Raw genomic sequence first — 16,206 nt, forward strand, 5'->3', positions numbered from 1 at the left:
CAAATGTAATGCGTTATAGCATTACATTTGCATTAACATTCATTTCTGGAAAACGCCTCTCAAAAACGGCTCACGCACTCCATCGCTACCGCTTTGAACTCGGCAAAATTCTGGCTGGCGCAGAGTCGCGTCATGGCGCGCTCACGCAGGAAAGTGACAAAAATATCGTAGATCGCCATTGCTTCTTCGTACTCGCTTTTACTGATGGCGAGTAAAAAGATAACGTGCGCCGTCTCATCTCCCCAGACGATGCCCTGCGGCGCAAGCACGGTATAGACCACTGTTTTCTTTGCCAGCAATCCCAGGGCGTGCGGCAGGGCGATGCTGTCGCCTAACATTGTGCTGACAATGGCTTCACGCTCAACCACCGAGTCGAGAAACTCCGCATCCACAAACCCCTCGCTTTGCAGCTGATCGCACAATGTCTTAAACAGCGTCTGCTGATCCATTGCTCCGTCGATAATGCGAAAGTGGGCGGCGTCGAAGTATTTGTTCAGCATCCACGGGCGGGTTCTGTCCACCAGCACCAGCTTGCCGATCTGCTCCAGCTGGTAGTCGGTAGGGAATGGCGCAATCATGACCACCGGCTTATCTTTTTCGCTGACGCGCGCGGTAGAGATGACAAAATCTTCGGCAATGCTGTCCCGCTGCTCATAGTCACGCAGAGTCAGGGTTTTCACGATCTCAATCTGCGGATATTTCCGCGCCAGCACCGCTTCGATCATGCGTACCATCGCATTTCCCGCGTCACATACCAGCAGGATTTTAGGCTGCCGTTGGTAACCGATGTTGTAACTACGCTCCAGCCCAACGCCGATATGCAATACCAGAAAACCAATCTCGTTTTCGCTGATGGTATACGGCGTGTATTTTCCCCAACCCGACACGGCCGCCAGCGTCATATCCCACGCCATAGGGTAGTGCTGCTTAATGTTTTCCAGTAGCGGATTGGGGATCATTATCTGATAGCGCACCCGCGTGATCATCGTTTTGATGTGGGTGAGCAGGTCGGCATGTAACTGTTTGTCATTTAACAGGTTATAGTTGTACTGCGTGTTGATAAAACGGAGGATATAGTTAACCAGCGCTTCATCGTCATCGGCATTGATGGCGCTGGGAGCAATCTCCTGCACCTGCCGTGCGGCAATGTGTACCTTCAGCCAGTTCTCTTCAGACGCCGACAGCGGTTTATCCGCCAGGTGTTGCAGCACCGCCGCAATATCCCGCGCCGCGAAGCAGACGTTGTCCTCCACCTCTTCCGTGGTAAATTCCGACAGCGGATACCCTTCGCTGATGCGCCGTACCGCGACGGCGCAATACAGGCGTAAAAACAGCTCGCCTTCATCTGTCAGACGGATACGAAAACGGGTAAATATTTCCTGCAAAATCGGCTGCAATTGCTCCGGCACGCCCGCGTTAAGCGCCTCTTCCACAATCAGCGGGTTCGCCGGGTCCTGCTGCGCCAGCGTCCACAGAAGATCGGTCAGACACGCGCGGATCGCCATTTCGCTGCCGAACAATTTCATGCCGTGGCGCGGGCGGGTTTCCAGCGTCAGATGATAGCGGCGCAGCCACTCGCGAACTTCCGCCATATCGTTTTGCAGCGTCGCGCGGCTGACGAACCACTCATCCGCCAGATCTTCCAGTTTGAGCGAGAAAGCGGACGTCAGGAAACGAACCACCAGATAGTGCACCCGTTCCTGGCTGGTTCGCGGGATGCGCAGCGTACTCGGCTGCTGCTCCCGCAGGGTTTGATAGCGGGTCGGATCGTCAATTCGGAGCTGATAACCGTTGCCCCGGCTCAGAACAAACTGCGCGCCATACTGCGTCAGCAACGCATTCAACGCAGTAATGTCCGCCCGCACGGTGCGCGTGGAAACCGACAACCGCTGCGCCAGCTCATCCTGCGGCAGCGTCTCGTTTTGCAACATATCAAACAGCTGTGCCAAACGTTGGTTGGGGAATCGCACGTCACTTACCTCACTCTTGCTATTAACCTACGCACGTCCGGGTAATGGCCAACAGCTGGCGCACATCGTCTGGACGGGTGTTGCCACTCACCTTATCAATAATCGAACTATAAATGTGAGGAATGATTTTGCTGACGCCAGCATCAAGCGCAATCTGCAAAATCTCGCCAAAGTTTTCCAGATCGATACCGCCAGTCGGCTCCAGCCAGAAGTCGTGACGGGCGCAGGCTTCCGCTACCGCTTTGTACTCATCACGGCATTTCAGGCCGCCCATCGGGAAGTATTTAATCGAGCTGCCGCCCATGTCTTTCAGCAGGGCAATCGCCGTCTCAACGGGAACAATGCCGTCCGGCGTTTTGCTGCTCAGCGGGCCGGTAGAAATTTTCACCCTGCCCGGCGTCCCCGTCGGGGAGACCAGACCGTTAACGACCGTTTCACCCTGCCCCAACAGCGCGCGGCTGGTCGCCACGCCGGTAAAGACCTGATTAACGTGCTGCGGCTGCACCTGACGAGAGATTTCGCTCACCATCGCCGACTGGTTCGGATCGCCAGCCCCCAGGCCAACGGAGAGGGCATTGTCGATAAGCGCCGCGTATTCGCGCATATCCGCCACCGCGCTGTCGACATCCGGGTAATTTTTGGAGAGCACGCCGACCAGCACATGGCCTTCCGCCGCCGCATAAATCTCACGGGCGTTCTCTTTGGAACCCGCCAGAACGTTCAGACAAACGCGGTCACGGTAAAAGTTAGGGGTCAGTTTCATGCTTTTTTCTCCTGATTAATCACGTCGCGAATGCGGCGTGCCACAATCTCCAGTTGCACCTGATTTACGCTGCGGACATCCGCCTCAATAATGCCTTCGTTAGCTTTGTAGCCACGGAAATAGATGGCGTACTCACCCTGTTTGAGGGCTTCCACCAGATCGCCGGTGGCAATGCCGGTCACGGCCTCATCGAATTTAATTTCCGTTCGCGCGATATCGCGTCCAGCGCTGTCCCACACCACGCGGGCGCTCACGCCATTAAGCGCATTCAGCGCATCAATAAACGGCGTCATTTTTTCGACCATCTCCGCGCCGCTCTCTTTCTGCGCGTTCAGGTAGAGTTCGATGGCGCAGGTCAGCCCGAGGATGCCCTCTTTGCCGACTTTCATGGCGCGGCCAATGCCCGCCGTCTGGCGTTTCACCCACTCGACGTACTGAGTTTTACCGATCACCAGACCGCTGGTCGGCCCTTCAATCGCTTTCGCGCCGCTGTAGATCACCAGATCCGCGCCGACGCGGTAGTAACACTGCAAATCCTCTTCTGCCGCCGCATCCACAATCAACGGTAAATTGTGCGTGCGCGCGACTACCGCCGCCTGCTCTACGCTGAGCATGCTTTTCTGCACGCAGTGGTGAGATTTGATATAGAGGATCGCCGCCGTGCGCGGAGTGATCGCCGCCGCAAGCTGCGCTGCGGAACATTCGTTGGCATAACCGGCTTCGACCAGCTTACCGCCGCCCAGCGCCACCATCGTGCCAACCGGCGCGCCAAAGTTAACGTTGTGCCCTTTCGGCAATACAATTTCGTTATTCTCGATCGGAGTAACATGCAGGTTTTCCAGCAGCCAGTCGCTGTCCTGAACCAGTACCGCCGCTACCGACTGGGCAATTCCCGCCGAGGCGCAGGAGACGACCGTCGCCCCTTCCACATCCAGCAGTTTTGCAATGTACTCCCCGGTTTTATTGACCAGATCTTTCATCTCAAAGTACTGGTTCATGCCATCCATTGCCGCCTGCACTACTTCCGGGCGCGGGGTAGAAACACCGAGCGCGGTCATGCGCCCTGATGTATTAATCACTTGTTTCAGATTGTATTTTTCATAAATCGAAGTCACGTTCAGCACTCCCTTGTTCGGTTACATAGCCCTTACCCGCACGGATGGCGGCAAGCGGCACCAGCAATTTTTCAGCCTGTAAGCTGTCGTTTTCAGCGTCCACCAGCACGGTTGGCTGGCGCCTGAGCGTAAAGAGGGTCAAGTCGGCGTCCAGACCTGGCTCAAGGCGGCCTTTGCTTTTCAGGTTCAGGCCATCAGCGGCATTTGCCGTCACACAGTCGATGACCTGCGGTAGCGTCATGCCGATAGCGAGGAATTTCGACATCACGTTGGCAAGCGAATAAACCGGGCCATTGATGCGGTTACGACAGTAAATATCTGAGCTGATGGTGTGCGGCAAAATGCCTAAGCTAATCGCGCGCTGCGCGACCGCAAAGCTCAGGCTGGCAGTGCCGTGACCAACGTCCAGGCGCACGCCGCGCTGTAGCGCCCGGGTGATTGACGCGCGCAGCTCGCCGCCCGGCGTCAGAATGCGATTAGGTTTGCCGTTATAGCAGTGAGTGATGATATCGCCCGCCGTCAGACGCTCAGCGATCTCATCCAGATCCGGCGGGTTGTTGCCGATGTGTACCATCAACGGCAGATCGCCGTTCTCTTTCTGCATCGCTTTGGCGCATTCCAGCGGCGTAATGCCGTTCTCACCCACCACGCTGCTGCTCATTCGCGCCTTCAGGCCCACAATGAAATTCGGATGGCGTTTCACCGCCTGTTTCACGGCGTCCGCATCGACATTGGCCATATTCGCCAGTTCGTTTTGTGCGATCAGCCCTACGCGGGAGATATTCAGCAACGCATAAACTTCAGTGGCCGCTTCACGGGTCAGCGTGTAGAAATCATCAATGTCGTCTGCGCCGGTACTGCCCGCATCAACAACGGTGGTGACGCCTGTCGCAATACCGACGCTGTCCGGCTCATCGTGATAAATCGGGGATTTCGGATAGCAGTGGACGTGGGAATCAATCCACCCTGCGCTAACGTAATACTCGCCGCGCAGATCGACGGTTTTCGCCGCCGGTTGCTGGATATTGCCCAGCGCGGCAATTTTGCCGTCCTTCAGGGCGATATCGCTCACCGTATCGTCAACCAGACGCGCACGGCGCAGGAGTAAATCATACATCGCTCTCTCCTTTGCCGGATGGCGGCGTAACCGCCTTATCCGGCCTACAAATCAACAGTTAGCTAATGGCAATCGGGAAGATCGAACCTAAAATCATGGCGCCGAGGATCGCGCCGCCGGTGATCGGCTTCTGCCAGAGATAGAACAGCAACGCCCCCAGCAAAGAACCCACGCCGATTGGAATCGAGGCGGTCATCGCGCTGAGGATGATCAGCGGCCCCAGGAAGCGGCCTGACGCATTACCCGCCCCCATCATCACGTCCGCCCCGTAGGTGGAGTCGCTCTGATTGATGGTGAACTTACGCGCCAGAATGATGACGTAGCCAATTGCCAGACCAATCACCAGACCGGTGATTAACGAGGCGACAAAGTTAGCGACCGGGAAAACGATCCCTGCGCCCAGCAGCAGCGCCGGAACCCCAAGACCGACGCCGGTCTGGATCGCCCCGCCGATGTCCAGAATCCCCACCAGCGACCCTTCGATAATGCGGGCAAACAGGAAGCTTGCGCCAAACGCAGCCACCGCGCCGTAAACGCCGGTGTCCATCCCCGCTTTCAGCATTGCCACAAAGGCCACTTCGTTAAACGCGCCGATACCGTACAGGTAGTACATATGCGTCCCGGCAAAAACGCCGGATGAGAGCAAGCCTACAAAGATCGGGAACGACCAGTCGGCATACCAAAAACCTTTATTCTGTTCCATTATGATGGCCTCCGTTATTTGCCGCTGAGCGAGCCGTGGATCAGTTCGAGCCAGTTCGGCACGGTCATATTGAAGGATTCGATCATCTTCATGTCGAAGCCGCGGAAGAAGCCGCTCAGGACAAACAGCGCCACAATGGCGACCATCATCACTTTGGTGACGTGGTTCCAGCCGCTCTCTTCAACGCCTTTGCCGATCAGAATACCCAGCACCAGACCCGGAACGGCGTTACCCATGATCAGTTGCGCCGCGCCGCCAAACACGGTGGCCCAGAAGCCTGATTTTTTCCCGGCGTCGATCGCCGCCAGCCAGAAGATAACCGGCATCACGGTATTCACCAGCAGGTTAGCCGCAGGCACCAGCACCTTAACGGCGGTGACCTGCAATGCTTCCGGTACGGAAGAGGCGGTAAGGTTGAGGAAGGTCACGACGATCATGCCGATGATGCCGCAGGCAATCGCCATTTTCTTTGGATCGTGCAGCGTCTCGCCAACATTGCGGTTTTTGATCATCAGCGCTGCCGCGCCCCAGTTCGGGATGATGCGGTGATCGACATCCTGCGTGAATGAACCCGCCGCAACGGATGAGGCCCAGGCGTTGAAGAAGAAGCCCAGACCGAAGGAGAAGTGAGAAGCCGGGTCCCCTTCACAGGAGTTCAGTTCCCCCAATGTACGAAACGCGCCCATACCCTGTGTAGTCGGCGCATGAAACATGCGTGCAGCCCCGGCGCCCACACCGACGCCGACCAGGCCACCAATGATGAGCGATTTTATTAATATTATCAGGAACATATTTATGCCTTTTAATAAAGAATCAGCGTTGCGCGACGAAGTCCACCTTGTCGAGATTGATGGCAGTCACGTTGACGGTCACTTCCAGCTCCACGCTGTAGGTGCGTCTTTCCCGGCGCAAAAAGACAAATAAAAACGCTTCTTTGCGCACCGTTTCACGCGCTTGAACAACCTGCACATCCTGTGGCTCAATACGCAATAAAATATGCGGCGATGCTTTCATCACCGCGCCCTGAACGTGGTTCAGGGCATCGGCAAAGGCGCGCGCTTTGGCTTCGCCTTTACCGGTGACTCTCACCGTAGTGGTGAATTGTTCTTTCATACTTAAGCGCCGTATTTCTTCTGCCACGCCTGAACCAGACGCTCGCCAAGTTCTTCTTTATCCATAAAGCCGAACCCCAGCACGTTGCAGCCTTCGTTGATAGCCGTGACGCCTTCATCCACAGAGCGCATCCCGTATTTGGCTTTGTAGCCATACTTGTTTTGCGCCGTGATGGCGCCCGCGCCGCCGCTACCGCAAAAAGAGATGCCAAAGGTAGCGTTTTCCGCTTTCATCACGTCGCCCAGCTTCATATCCGCCGCCACGCCCGGCACCACCACCGCACGACCACCGGCTTTTTCCACACCTGCCGCCACTTTCTGGCCCTTACCCAGACGATCGCCAATTACGACTGTAATCTGTTCCATTTTTTGCTCCTTAAAGGTTGTCTTTCGCGACTTCGAAATGTACTGACAGCAGCCAGGCTTCTTCCTCTGGAAGGTTGCCAAACGCCGCCACGATGTCGCGGGCAAGTGCCATTGATTCGGCTGAAATTTCATCAAATAAACTGGCATCCACTTCCGGCAAAGGCTCGCCGGTCACTGACCGGTGCGCCATGGCGCGAACATGAGACGTCAGCATTTGTTCCTGTACGGCGTTGGGAATGATGTGATGTTCGCTGAGTAAGGCATACACCTGCGCCAGCATGCGATCGGCCAGTTCACCGATCTCCGTCACCTGCTCCCCCATGTCGTTCATTACTGCTCCGTTATTCACTCGTCTTACCCCGTTAATGGCTCTGGGTTAAAACTAACGGCAGGGGTTAAAAGTTTGTAGCGAGTTGTTTTCCACTTCGAAGTGGAAAGGCGAGCGGCGACAGTGATCTGTTCCACAGAAAAGGGGGATTTGGCGATTTATCGCTGAAAAACTGTGACATACGTCGCAAGGAAAGGCGGAAAAACCGATGAGAAAAAGCACATTCGCGCGATCGCCGAATGTGAAAAAGTGTGACGGGAATAGGGATTACTTATGGCCCAGGGGAAATGCCGGATGACGACGCGATGCGTCTTATCCGGCCTACATCACGTTATTAACGATACTTCTTATGGTACGTGTTGCGAGTGGTTTTAAACGCTTCCGCCGCCGCTTGCGCCTCTTTGATTTTTCCTTCATTCGCCAGTTTTAATGCGCCGTCAATCTGACCGACCAGCGTATCTAAACCGTGGCGAAAATCCTTCATCTCCGGGCTATCCGGGGCTTTATCTTCCAGCTTGGGCGGCGTGCCTTTTTGCGCATCCAGCGCAGCGGCGCGCATTTTGCTTAACGCGTCTTTCAGTTCGGTCGCGTTATCTGTTTTTTCCACCACCTTCAGATTGTCGTTAAGCGTGTCCATATTGTCTTCAAGATCGGCAGAAAACACCGCCGAACTGAATGCCAGGGATGATATGGCAAGAACAGTTAACAGGTTTTTACGCATTGCTCACTTCCTCATTTTTATTATGAAAAGAAAACAAACGAGTGCTACTGCCCGGCGATTTTCATCTCCGGTAACAGCACGGAACCACACTGTATATTGCTACGCGTTTCAATATCGTTACCCACGGTGACGATATTGCGCCACATCTCTTTTAAATTCCCGGCGATGGTGATCTCACTGACCGGATACTGGATCTCGCCGTTCTCAACCCAGAAACCGGCCGCGCCACGGGAGTAGTCGCCAGTAATGCCGCTCACTCCCTGGCCCATGAGTTCGGTGACGACCAGACCGGTGCCCATCTCTTTGAGCAGTTGTTCAAAGCTCAGCCCCTGCCCGGCAATGCGCCAGTTATGGATGCCGCCCGCGTGCCCGGTGCTTTTCAGCCCCAGTTTGCGCGCGGAATAGTTGGTCAGCAGCCACTGGGTCAGCACGCCGTCTTTCACAATGTCGCGACGCTCTGTGCGCACACCTTCGCTGTCGAATGGCGAAGAGGCCAGCCCTTTCAGCAGATGCGGGTGTTCTTCGATGGTCAGCCATTCCGGCAGAATTTGTTTGCCCAGCGAATCCAGCAGGAAGGTCGATTTACGGTATACCGAGCCGCCCGCAATCGCGCCGACCAGGTGACCAAACAACCCGGTCGCCACTTCATTCGCGAAAATCACCGGCGCTTTCATGGTCGAGAGTTTGCGCGGCGCCAGGCGAGATAACGTGCGGCGCGCGCACTCGGCGCCCACCCATTCCGGCGTTTGCAGATCGCCTAACGCGCGGCCAATGGTGTAGGCGTAATCACGCTCCATGTCGCCCTTTTCTTCGGCGATGACACAGCTTGAGAGCGAATGGCGCGTGGAGCAGTACCCCTGCAACATGCCGTGGCTGTTGCCGAACACTTTGATGCCGTAATGGCTGTTAAAGCTGCCGCCTTCGGTGTTGGTAATACGTTTATCCGCCTGCAACGACGCCTGCTCCGCGCGAGCAGCCAGATCAATGGCCTCATCCGGGGTTACTTCCGCCGGGTGGAACAGATCGAGATCCGGCGCCTCAAAGGCCAGCAGATCTTTATCTGCCACGCCCGCGCACGGGTCCGGCGAGGTATAGCGAGCAATATCCAGCGCTGCCTGTACGGTACGGGCAATCGCCTGCGGGCTTAAATCGGTGGATGACGCGCTGCCTTTACGGTTCTGGTGATAAACGGTGATCCCCAGCGCGCCGTCACTATTAAATTCTACGTTCTCCACTTCACCATAACGGGTGCTGACGCTGATGCCGGTGGTCTTGCTGACAGAGACTTCCGCGCCGTCTGATTTGCCTGAGGCGAGCTCCAGGGCTGTCGAGACCGCTTCTTCCAGAATCTTACGCTGCGCTTCAACTTGTGAGATTACTTTCATCGCAAATGCCATACTGTAGAGAGAGTTTCTCTGAAGTCTAACAGAGAACCGTTTTTCAGTGCGCATCTTAACTGGTAACATTAGCCTCTTTTTTTAAGGAGCCTGACATGACAAAGCAGCCCGAAGACTGGCTCGACGACGTTCCCGGTGATGACATCGAAGACGAAGACGATGAAATTATCTGGGTCAGCAAAAGTGAAATTAAACGCGATGCCGAGGAGTTAAAACGCCTGGGCGCGGAAATTGTGGATCTGGGGAAAAACGCGCTGGATAAGATCCCGCTTGATGCGGATCTGCGCGCCGCCATTGAGCTGGCCCAGCGTATTAAGATGGAAGGCCGCCGCCGTCAGTTGCAGCTGATCGGTAAGATGCTGCGTCAACGCGACGTTGAACCTATTCGTCAGGCGCTGGATAAGCTGAAAAACCGCCACAACCAGCAGGTGGTGCTGTTCCATAAGCTTGAGCAACTGCGCGATCGCCTGATCGTTGAAGGTGATGATGCGGTGGAGGAAGTGCTGAGCCTGTGGCCGAATGCCGACCGTCAACAGCTTCGCTCGCTGATCCGCAACGCGAAGAAAGAGAAAGAAGGCAACAAGCCGCCGAAGTCGGCGCGGCAGATCTTCCAGTATCTGCGTGAGCTGGCGGAAAACGAAGAGTAATGCGTACGTGAGTTAAGTGTGCCGGATGGCGACGCAAAACGTCTTATCCGGCCTACAGATTGTAGGCCCGGTAAGCGCAGCGCCACCGGGCATATGATTACTCCGCAGCCTCTGCCTTTTTCGCCAGGCCATCCAACAGTTTTTGATGGATGCCGCCGAACCCGCCGTTGCTCATCACCAGAATATGATCGCCAGGCTGCGCGGTTTTCACCACCATATCGGCCAGCGCGTCCACATCTCCGCTCCAGTGCGCAGGCTGAACACAGGCATCCGCGACTTCCGCCACCTGCCACGGAATATGCTGCGGTTGCAACAAGAACACTTCATCCGCACGCCCTAACGACGGAGCCAGATCGTCTTTGCAAAGACCCATCTTCATGGTGTTGGAGCGCGGTTCCAGCACCGCAAGAATACGCGCCGTACCGCCCACTTTACTGCGCAACGCCGCAAGCGTCGCCAGGATCGCCGTCGGGTGGTGAGCGAAATCGTCATACACCGTCACACCGTTGGCTTCACCGCGCAGCTCCAGACGACGACGGGCGTTGATGAACGATCCCAACGCGTTAGCCGCATCCGCAGGCATCACGCCAACATGACGAGCGGCGGCAATCGCCATCAGCCCGTTATTCATATTGTGTTCACCGACCAGCGACCACTTCACTTCACCGGCTTTTTCACCGTCCAGCCACACTTCCCAAACGGATGCATCCGCGTTCAGTTTCTTCGCCTGCCAGTGCCCCTGCTCGCCCACCAGCTCCTGCTCGCTCCAGCAGCCCATCGCGATCGTCTGCTTCAGGTTGATGTCGTGTTCCGGGAAAATAATGCGCCCTTGCCCCGGCACGATGCGCACCAGGTGGTGGAACTGCTTCTGAATCGCTTTCAGATCGTCAAAGATGTCCGCATGGTCGAACTCAAGGTTGTTGAGGATCAGCGTGCGCGGGCAGTAATGCACAAACTTGGAACGCTTATCGAAGAACGCGCAGTCGTACTCATCCGCCTCAATGACGAAGAAGTGACTTTCACCCAGACGGGCAGAAACGTCGAAATTACCCGGAACGCCGCCAATCACGAAGCCCGGCTGATAACCGCAGGCTTCCAGAATCCAGGTCGCCATGCCTGCCGTGGTGGTTTTACCGTGCGTACCGGCTACGGCCAGCACCCAGCGATCGCGCAGAACAAAGTCATGCAGCCACTGCGGGCCGGACATATACGGAATGTTCTTTTCCAGCACCGCTTCAACACACGGATTTCCACGGGTCATAGCGTTGCCGATGATCACCAGGTCTGGCTGTGGGTCGAGCTGGCTGGCGTCGTAACCCTGAATTAAATCAATGCCCTGCTTCTCAAGCAGGGTGCTCATCGGCGGATACACATTGGCGTCCGAACCCGTTACTTCATGACCGAGCGAGCGCGCCAGCATCGCCAGACCGCCCATGAAAGTGCCACAAATTCCCAAAATATGAATGCGCATACGTCACTACCCTTTTTTAATCTGGGGGCCATTTTACGCACATGTCAGGCAAGTGAGAAACGCATTTCAGGATATTCCGTACTTTGCTGGCGCGATTCACCTGAGCGCGGCCGCTGAAATATTTGTTAAGATTGTTACGGTCGCTTTACTCCATATCAATTGCAGGGAAAGTGTTATGAAAACGTTAGGTGAATTTATTGTCGAAAAGCAGCACGAGTTCTCTCATGCTACCGGTGAGCTCACTGCTTTGTTGTCGGCAATAAAGCTGGGCGCCAAGATCATCCACCGCGATATCAACAAGGCCGGTCTGGTCGATATCCTGGGTGCCAGCGGTGCTGAGAACGTGCAGGGCGAGGTTCAGCAGAAACTCGACCTGTTCGCGAACGAAAAACTGAAAGCTGCACTGAAGGCGCGCGATATTGTGGCGGGCATCGCTTCTGAAGAAGAAGATGAAATTGTCGTCTTTGAAGGCTGCGAACACGCGAAATACGTGGTGCTGATGGACCCACTGGATGGCTCGTCCAACATCGATGTTAACGTCTCTGTCGGTACTATTTTCTCTATCTACCGCCGCGTAACGCCTGTCGGCACGCCGGTGACGGAAGAAGATTTCCTGCAACCGGGCAACAAGCAGGTGGCTGCGGGTTATGTGGTCTACGGCTCTTCAACCATGCTGGTTTACACCACCGGCTGCGGCGTACACGCCTTCACCTACGATCCGTCGCTGGGCGTTTTCTGCCTGTGCCAGGAGCGTATGCGCTTCCCGGAGAAGGGCAACACCTACTCCATTAACGAAGGCAACTACATCAAATTCCCGAATGGCGTGAAGAAGTACATTAAGTTCTGCCAGGAAGAGGACAAGTCCACGAATCGCCCGTACACCTCGCGCTATATTGGCTCCCTGGTGGCGGATTTCCACCGCAACCTGCTGAAAGGCGGGATCTACCTCTACCCGAGCACCGCCAGCCACCCGGAAGGGAAACTGCGTCTGCTGTACGAATGCAACCCGATGGCCTTCCTGGCTGAGCAGGCGGGCGGCAAAGCGAGCGACGGTAAAGAGCGCATTCTGGATATTACGCCGGAAAGCCTGCACCAGCGCCGTCCGTTCTTCGTCGGCACCGATCATATGGTGGAAGACGTAGAACGCTTCATCCGCGAGTTCCCGGACGCATAATTATCATTAATCGCACGGATGTAGGCCGGATAAAACGCGCAGCGTTGCCATCCGGCAATTATTTATTGCCTGATGACGGCTTCGCCTTATCCGGCCTACGTTCGGTTACGCTGCCTGTAGCTTAAATACGGCCATCGCCTCCAGCAGCGCATGGGACTGTTCTTCCAGCGAACGGGTGGCTGCGGAAGATTGCTGTACCAGCGCCGCGTTCTGCTGTGCGGTTTCATCCATCTGACTGACCGCGATATTCACCTGCTCAATGCCCCGGCTCTGTTCCTGAGAAGCACTGGCAATCTCACGCATCAGTTTGGTCATGCGCATCACTTCTGTCGCAATCTCATCCATCGTTTCACCGGCCTGCATCGCCAGATCGCTGCCCTCTCCGACATGCGTTTGCGAGTCGCTGATGAGCGCGCGGATCTCTTTCGCGGCATCGGCGCTGCGGCTGGCGAGATTACGCACCTCACCGGCAACCACCGCAAAACCGCGCCCCTGTTCACCAGCGCGCGCCGCTTCAACGGAGGCATTCAGCGCCAGAATATTGGTCTGGAAAGCGATGCCGTCAATTACGCCGAGAATATCGGCGATACGGTCAGAGCTGCCGGAAATATCACGCATTTTCTCAATGACATAGCACACCATCTCACTACCGCGATCGGCGGTGTCCGAGACTGATTTCGCCAGTTGGTGCGCCTGATCGGCATTTTCAGCGTTCAGTTTCACCGTCGCAGTCAGCTCTTCCATGCTGGCGGCTGTCTGTTCCAGCGAGGTGGCCGTAGACTCCGTGCGTTGCGCCAGATGCAGGTTGCCCGCCGTCAGTTCACGGCTGCCGGTATCAATCTGCGTGCTGGCGTCACGAACGCGTACCACGGATTCACTCAGCGCCGCACGCATCTCTTCAAGGGCGGTATTCAGACGGTTAAATTCAGAGCTGGCAAAACGGCTTACCGTCGGCGATAAATCCCCTGTCGCCAGACACTCCAGTTGCTCAACAACATTATCAAGAGGTTTCAGGAGCTTATTACGCAACATCAGCCATACCAGCGCCAAGAGGCCGATGGCGGCCAGCGTCGCCCCCGTCATCACCCCATAATAGACCCAGGAAGTGATAATACGGGTGGAGGCGTAGAGCCCCATACCGCCCGTCAGCAACAGGAGCAGGGTAAGTAAAGACAGTAAAACCAGTAAACTTGTACGAATAGAGAGGGATTTTGGCATCGTTATCTTTCCGGTTGTAGGGATATAGAATCTATCGACTACAACCGGAAAAAGTTTATACGTTTCAGGAAATTCAATATGTTACTTCGGTGTTGCGGCTGTGTTGACACGCGTAACTGGAGAGCTCTGGCGATTCTCCCACAGCACCGTCAGACCACGCTGCAAGGCAATAAAAATAAACAACAAAATCCCGATAGCGATCTTCGTCCACCAGGAACTCAGCGTGCCATCGAAGTTAATATAGGTCTGGATCAGCCCCTGGATCGCCACGCCGAACAGCGTACCTAACACCGTCCCCACGCCTCCGCTCAGCAACGTACCGCCAATCACCACCGATGCGATGGCATCCAGCTCAACGCCAACGCCCGCCAGCGCATAACCGGCTTGGGTATAAATGGAGAAAACAATACCCGCCAGCGTCGCAAGCCCGGTAGAGAGCATATAAATACGGATGGTGGTGCTGCGCGTCGAAATCCCCATCAGGTTCGCCGACGCCGCATTTCCGCCAATGGCGTAAACCTGATTACCAAACCGCGTACGGTGGGCGAGGAAAATGCCGATCACCACCACCGCCAGCATCAGCAGCCCCATTGCGCTCAGACGCCCGCCGCCGGGGATTTTCCACGCCAGGCTGGAGAGCGTATCGTAAATCGGGTGGTTAATCGGGATCGACTCCTCAGACACCAGATAACTGACGCCACGCAGGAAGAACATCCCCGCCAGCGTAATGATAAACGCCGGAATCTTCAGCGCATCAATCAGCAGCCCCATAAATGCCCCGAACGCACAGCCCATCGCCAGTACCAGCGGGAAGGCCAGCAGCGGCGAGATCCCCCAGTAGCCAATGGCCTTCGCCAGAAAAACGCCGGTAAACGCGATCACCGATCCCACGGACAGATCGATGCCGCCGGAGAGGATCACGAAGGTCATGCCAACCGCAATAATCCCGAGGAAAGCGTTATCGGTCAGGATGTTGCAGATAACCCGGGTTGAGGCGAAACCGGGGAACTGCGTCAGGCAATAGAGGTAGCCCAGCACAAAAACCCCGAGGGTGATCATCAACGGTAAGTTACGTTTTATCACGACCACGCACTCCTTTTATCAGACTGATAAAGCGCTGCGACTGCACAATCAGCACACATAACACCACGATGGCTTTGACGACCTGGTTCATCTCCGGCGGAAAGCCTGACAGCAGGATGCCGGTATTCATCCCCTGGATAATCAATGCGCCCACGACCGACAGCAGCAGGTTAAAGCGCCCGCCCATCAGCGAGCCGCCGCCAATAACCACGGCCAGAATGGCGTCCAGCTCCAGCCAGAGTCCGGCGTTGTTGGCGTCCGCGCCGCGAATATCCGCCGTGATGATGATGCCCGCAATCGCCGCGCACAGGCCGCTCAGAACATAGGTGAGCATAACGATAATGCGGGTGTTCACCCCGGCATTTTTCGCCGCCCGAATGTTGATCCCCACCGCTTCAATGAACATCCCCAGCGCCGTTTTACGGGTCAGCAGCCAGAACACCACCAGGGTAAGCAGCGCGATAATCACAGGCGTCGGAAACAGCAGCAGCGAACCGCTGCCGAACCACGATAAGTTGGGTGAGTTAAAGGTGACGATCTGCCCGGAGGTGATGAGTTGCGCCACGCCACGTCCGGCCACCATCAGAATGAGCGTGGCGACAAACGGCTGAATTTTAAGGATCGCCACCAGAATACCATTCCACAAGCCCGCCAGTACGCCGGTTCCCAGCGCCGCGAGCAGCACCACCGGTAAGCTGTGCCCGGCCACCGTCATGGCGGCAGTGGTCGCCCCGGCAATCGCCATTACCGCCCCGACGGAGAGATCGATACCGCCAGTGGCGATCACCAGCGTCATCCCAATCGCCAGCAGCGCAACGGGAGCCGCGCGGTTAAGAATGTCAATCGGGCTGCCGAACAGGCGACCATCCTGCAAAATCACCTGCCAGAAATGCGGCGCCACCAGGCTGTCCACCAACAGCACCAGCAGCAACGCCACGATCTGCGGCATACCTGTCGGCCAGCGAAAACGTCGCTTCGGCGGTGTGGTTTGCGGGAGAGACTGAGGCATCACACTATTCTC

The 16,206-nt window shown here is 56.1% G+C and carries 17 protein-coding genes; 2 read left to right on the plus strand and 15 right to left on the minus strand.

The features are described from left to right. Positions 1–59: 59 nt before the first annotated feature. The 11 genes from OGX81_RS02680 to pmbA all read right to left on the minus strand — a co-directional run bounded on the left by OGX81_RS02680 (position 60) and on the right by pmbA (position 9,592). Complete coding sequence (locus OGX81_RS02680; RefSeq protein ID WP_104867851.1) at positions 60–1,970, minus strand: BglG family transcription antiterminator; 1,911 nt, start codon at positions 1,968–1,970, stop codon at positions 60–62. Positions 1,971–1,992: 22 nt separating this feature from the next. Further along, positions 1,993–2,733 carry a 2-dehydro-3-deoxy-phosphogluconate aldolase gene (gene dagF, locus OGX81_RS02685; RefSeq protein WP_104867852.1) on the minus strand — a complete coding sequence of 247 codons (741 nt, stop codon included), beginning with the start codon at positions 2,731–2,733 and terminating at the stop codon, positions 1,993–1,995. Next, positions 2,730–3,848, minus strand: coding sequence for a DgaE family pyridoxal phosphate-dependent ammonia lyase (locus OGX81_RS02690; protein ID WP_071257369.1), 1,119 nt, complete (start codon positions 3,846–3,848; stop codon positions 2,730–2,732). The genes dagF and OGX81_RS02690 overlap by 4 nt, the downstream gene beginning before the upstream one ends. After that, positions 3,832–4,965, minus strand: a complete 1,134-nt coding sequence (locus OGX81_RS02695; RefSeq protein WP_047459397.1) for an amidohydrolase/deacetylase family metallohydrolase — start codon at positions 4,963–4,965, stop codon at positions 3,832–3,834. The genes OGX81_RS02690 and OGX81_RS02695 overlap by 17 nt, the downstream gene beginning before the upstream one ends. 58 nt (positions 4,966–5,023) lie before the next feature. Beyond that, positions 5,024–5,668 (minus strand): DUF4310 family protein, encoded by a 645-nt coding sequence (locus OGX81_RS02700; RefSeq protein ID WP_012134365.1) that lies wholly within the window; start codon positions 5,666–5,668, stop codon positions 5,024–5,026. Between the two features lie 14 nt (positions 5,669–5,682). Further along, on the minus strand, positions 5,683–6,459 hold the full coding sequence (locus OGX81_RS02705) for a DUF4311 domain-containing protein (protein ID WP_012134366.1): 777 nt from the start codon (positions 6,457–6,459) through the stop codon (positions 5,683–5,685). A gap of 22 nt (positions 6,460–6,481) precedes the next feature. Continuing rightward, entirely contained in the window at positions 6,482–6,781 is a 300-nt protein-coding gene (locus tag OGX81_RS02710; RefSeq protein ID WP_012134367.1) for a DUF4312 family protein, read from the minus strand. Positions 6,782–6,783: 2 nt separating this feature from the next. Then, positions 6,784–7,146, minus strand: coding sequence for an SFCGS family glycine-rich protein (locus tag OGX81_RS02715; RefSeq protein ID WP_012134368.1), 363 nt, complete (start codon positions 7,144–7,146; stop codon positions 6,784–6,786). 10 nt (positions 7,147–7,156) lie between these two features. Beyond that, positions 7,157–7,477: a glycine dehydrogenase gene (locus OGX81_RS02720; RefSeq protein WP_012134369.1), complete on the minus strand. Its 321-nt coding sequence runs from the start codon at positions 7,475–7,477 to the stop codon at positions 7,157–7,159. Between the two features lie 331 nt (positions 7,478–7,808). Next, on the minus strand, positions 7,809–8,195 hold the full coding sequence (gene cybC / locus OGX81_RS02725; protein WP_104867853.1) for a cytochrome b562: 387 nt from the start codon (positions 8,193–8,195) through the stop codon (positions 7,809–7,811). Positions 8,196–8,239: 44 nt separating this feature from the next. Beyond that, positions 8,240–9,592, minus strand: coding sequence for a metalloprotease PmbA (pmbA, locus tag OGX81_RS02730; RefSeq protein WP_047459405.1), 1,353 nt, complete (start codon positions 9,590–9,592; stop codon positions 8,240–8,242). Positions 9,593–9,687: 95 nt separating this feature from the next. Between pmbA and yjgA the strand changes: the two genes are divergently transcribed. Continuing rightward, positions 9,688–10,239, plus strand: coding sequence for a ribosome biogenesis factor YjgA (gene yjgA, locus OGX81_RS02735; RefSeq protein ID WP_012134373.1), 552 nt, complete (start codon positions 9,688–9,690; stop codon positions 10,237–10,239). A gap of 97 nt (positions 10,240–10,336) precedes the next feature. Here yjgA and mpl read toward each other — a convergent pair whose 3' ends face one another. Continuing rightward, complete coding sequence (gene mpl / locus OGX81_RS02740; RefSeq protein ID WP_024130777.1) at positions 10,337–11,710, minus strand: UDP-N-acetylmuramate:L-alanyl-gamma-D-glutamyl-meso-diaminopimelate ligase; 1,374 nt, start codon at positions 11,708–11,710, stop codon at positions 10,337–10,339. A 175-nt stretch (positions 11,711–11,885) separates the two neighbouring features. On the opposite strand from mpl, the gene fbp reads away from it, so the two are divergent. Further along, positions 11,886–12,884 carry a class 1 fructose-bisphosphatase gene (gene fbp, locus OGX81_RS02745; RefSeq protein WP_024130778.1) on the plus strand — a complete coding sequence of 333 codons (999 nt, stop codon included), beginning with the start codon at positions 11,886–11,888 and terminating at the stop codon, positions 12,882–12,884. Positions 12,885–12,989: 105 nt separating this feature from the next. Here the strand turns inward: fbp and OGX81_RS02750 are convergent, their stop codons facing one another. From OGX81_RS02750 to ytfT, 3 genes are all read right to left on the minus strand, one after another. Continuing rightward, on the minus strand, positions 12,990–14,102 hold the full coding sequence (locus OGX81_RS02750; protein WP_104867854.1) for a methyl-accepting chemotaxis protein: 1,113 nt from the start codon (positions 14,100–14,102) through the stop codon (positions 12,990–12,992). A gap of 81 nt (positions 14,103–14,183) precedes the next feature. Continuing rightward, on the minus strand, positions 14,184–15,185 hold the full coding sequence (gene yjfF / locus OGX81_RS02755; protein ID WP_024130779.1) for a galactofuranose ABC transporter, permease protein YjfF: 1,002 nt from the start codon (positions 15,183–15,185) through the stop codon (positions 14,184–14,186). Continuing rightward, the gene (gene ytfT / locus OGX81_RS02760) at positions 15,172–16,194 is read right to left on the minus strand and encodes a galactofuranose ABC transporter, ATP-binding protein YtfT (RefSeq protein WP_024130780.1); all 1,023 of its coding nucleotides are present in this window, start codon (positions 16,192–16,194) and stop codon (positions 15,172–15,174) included. Before ytfT ends, yjfF begins: the two co-directional genes overlap by 14 nt. Positions 16,195–16,206 lie beyond the last annotated feature (12 nt).

Source organism: Citrobacter sp. CK206 (assembly GCF_030333125.1).
In the GTDB taxonomy this organism is placed as follows: Bacteria; Pseudomonadota; Gammaproteobacteria; order Enterobacterales; family Enterobacteriaceae; genus Citrobacter_B; species Citrobacter_B koseri.

Coding starts and splice junctions, on each gene's coding strand:
- dagF (WP_104867852.1), bottom strand. CDS start 2,733: ATGAAACTGACCCCTAACTTTTACCGTGACCGCGTTTGTCTGAACGTT.
- OGX81_RS02695 (WP_047459397.1), bottom strand. CDS start 4,965: ATGTATGATTTACTCCTGCGCCGTGCGCGTCTGGTTGACGATACGGTG.
- OGX81_RS02700 (WP_012134365.1), bottom strand. CDS start 5,668: ATGGAACAGAATAAAGGTTTTTGGTATGCCGACTGGTCGTTCCCGATC.
- OGX81_RS02705 (WP_012134366.1), bottom strand. CDS start 6,459: ATGTTCCTGATAATATTAATAAAATCGCTCATCATTGGTGGCCTGGTC.
- OGX81_RS02710 (WP_012134367.1), bottom strand. CDS start 6,781: ATGAAAGAACAATTCACCACTACGGTGAGAGTCACCGGTAAAGGCGAA.
- OGX81_RS02715 (WP_012134368.1), bottom strand. CDS start 7,146: ATGGAACAGATTACAGTCGTAATTGGCGATCGTCTGGGTAAGGGCCAG.
- OGX81_RS02720 (WP_012134369.1), bottom strand. CDS start 7,477: ATGAACGACATGGGGGAGCAGGTGACGGAGATCGGTGAACTGGCCGAT.
- cybC (WP_104867853.1), bottom strand. CDS start 8,195: ATGCGTAAAAACCTGTTAACTGTTCTTGCCATATCATCCCTGGCATTC.
- pmbA (WP_047459405.1), bottom strand. CDS start 9,592: ATGGCATTTGCGATGAAAGTAATCTCACAAGTTGAAGCGCAGCGTAAG.
- yjgA (WP_012134373.1), top strand. CDS start 9,688: ATGACAAAGCAGCCCGAAGACTGGCTCGACGACGTTCCCGGTGATGAC.
- mpl (WP_024130777.1), bottom strand. CDS start 11,710: ATGCGCATTCATATTTTGGGAATTTGTGGCACTTTCATGGGCGGTCTG.
- fbp (WP_024130778.1), top strand. CDS start 11,886: ATGAAAACGTTAGGTGAATTTATTGTCGAAAAGCAGCACGAGTTCTCT.
- OGX81_RS02750 (WP_104867854.1), bottom strand. CDS start 14,102: ATGCCAAAATCCCTCTCTATTCGTACAAGTTTACTGGTTTTACTGTCT.
- ytfT (WP_024130780.1), bottom strand. CDS start 16,194: ATGCCTCAGTCTCTCCCGCAAACCACACCGCCGAAGCGACGTTTTCGC.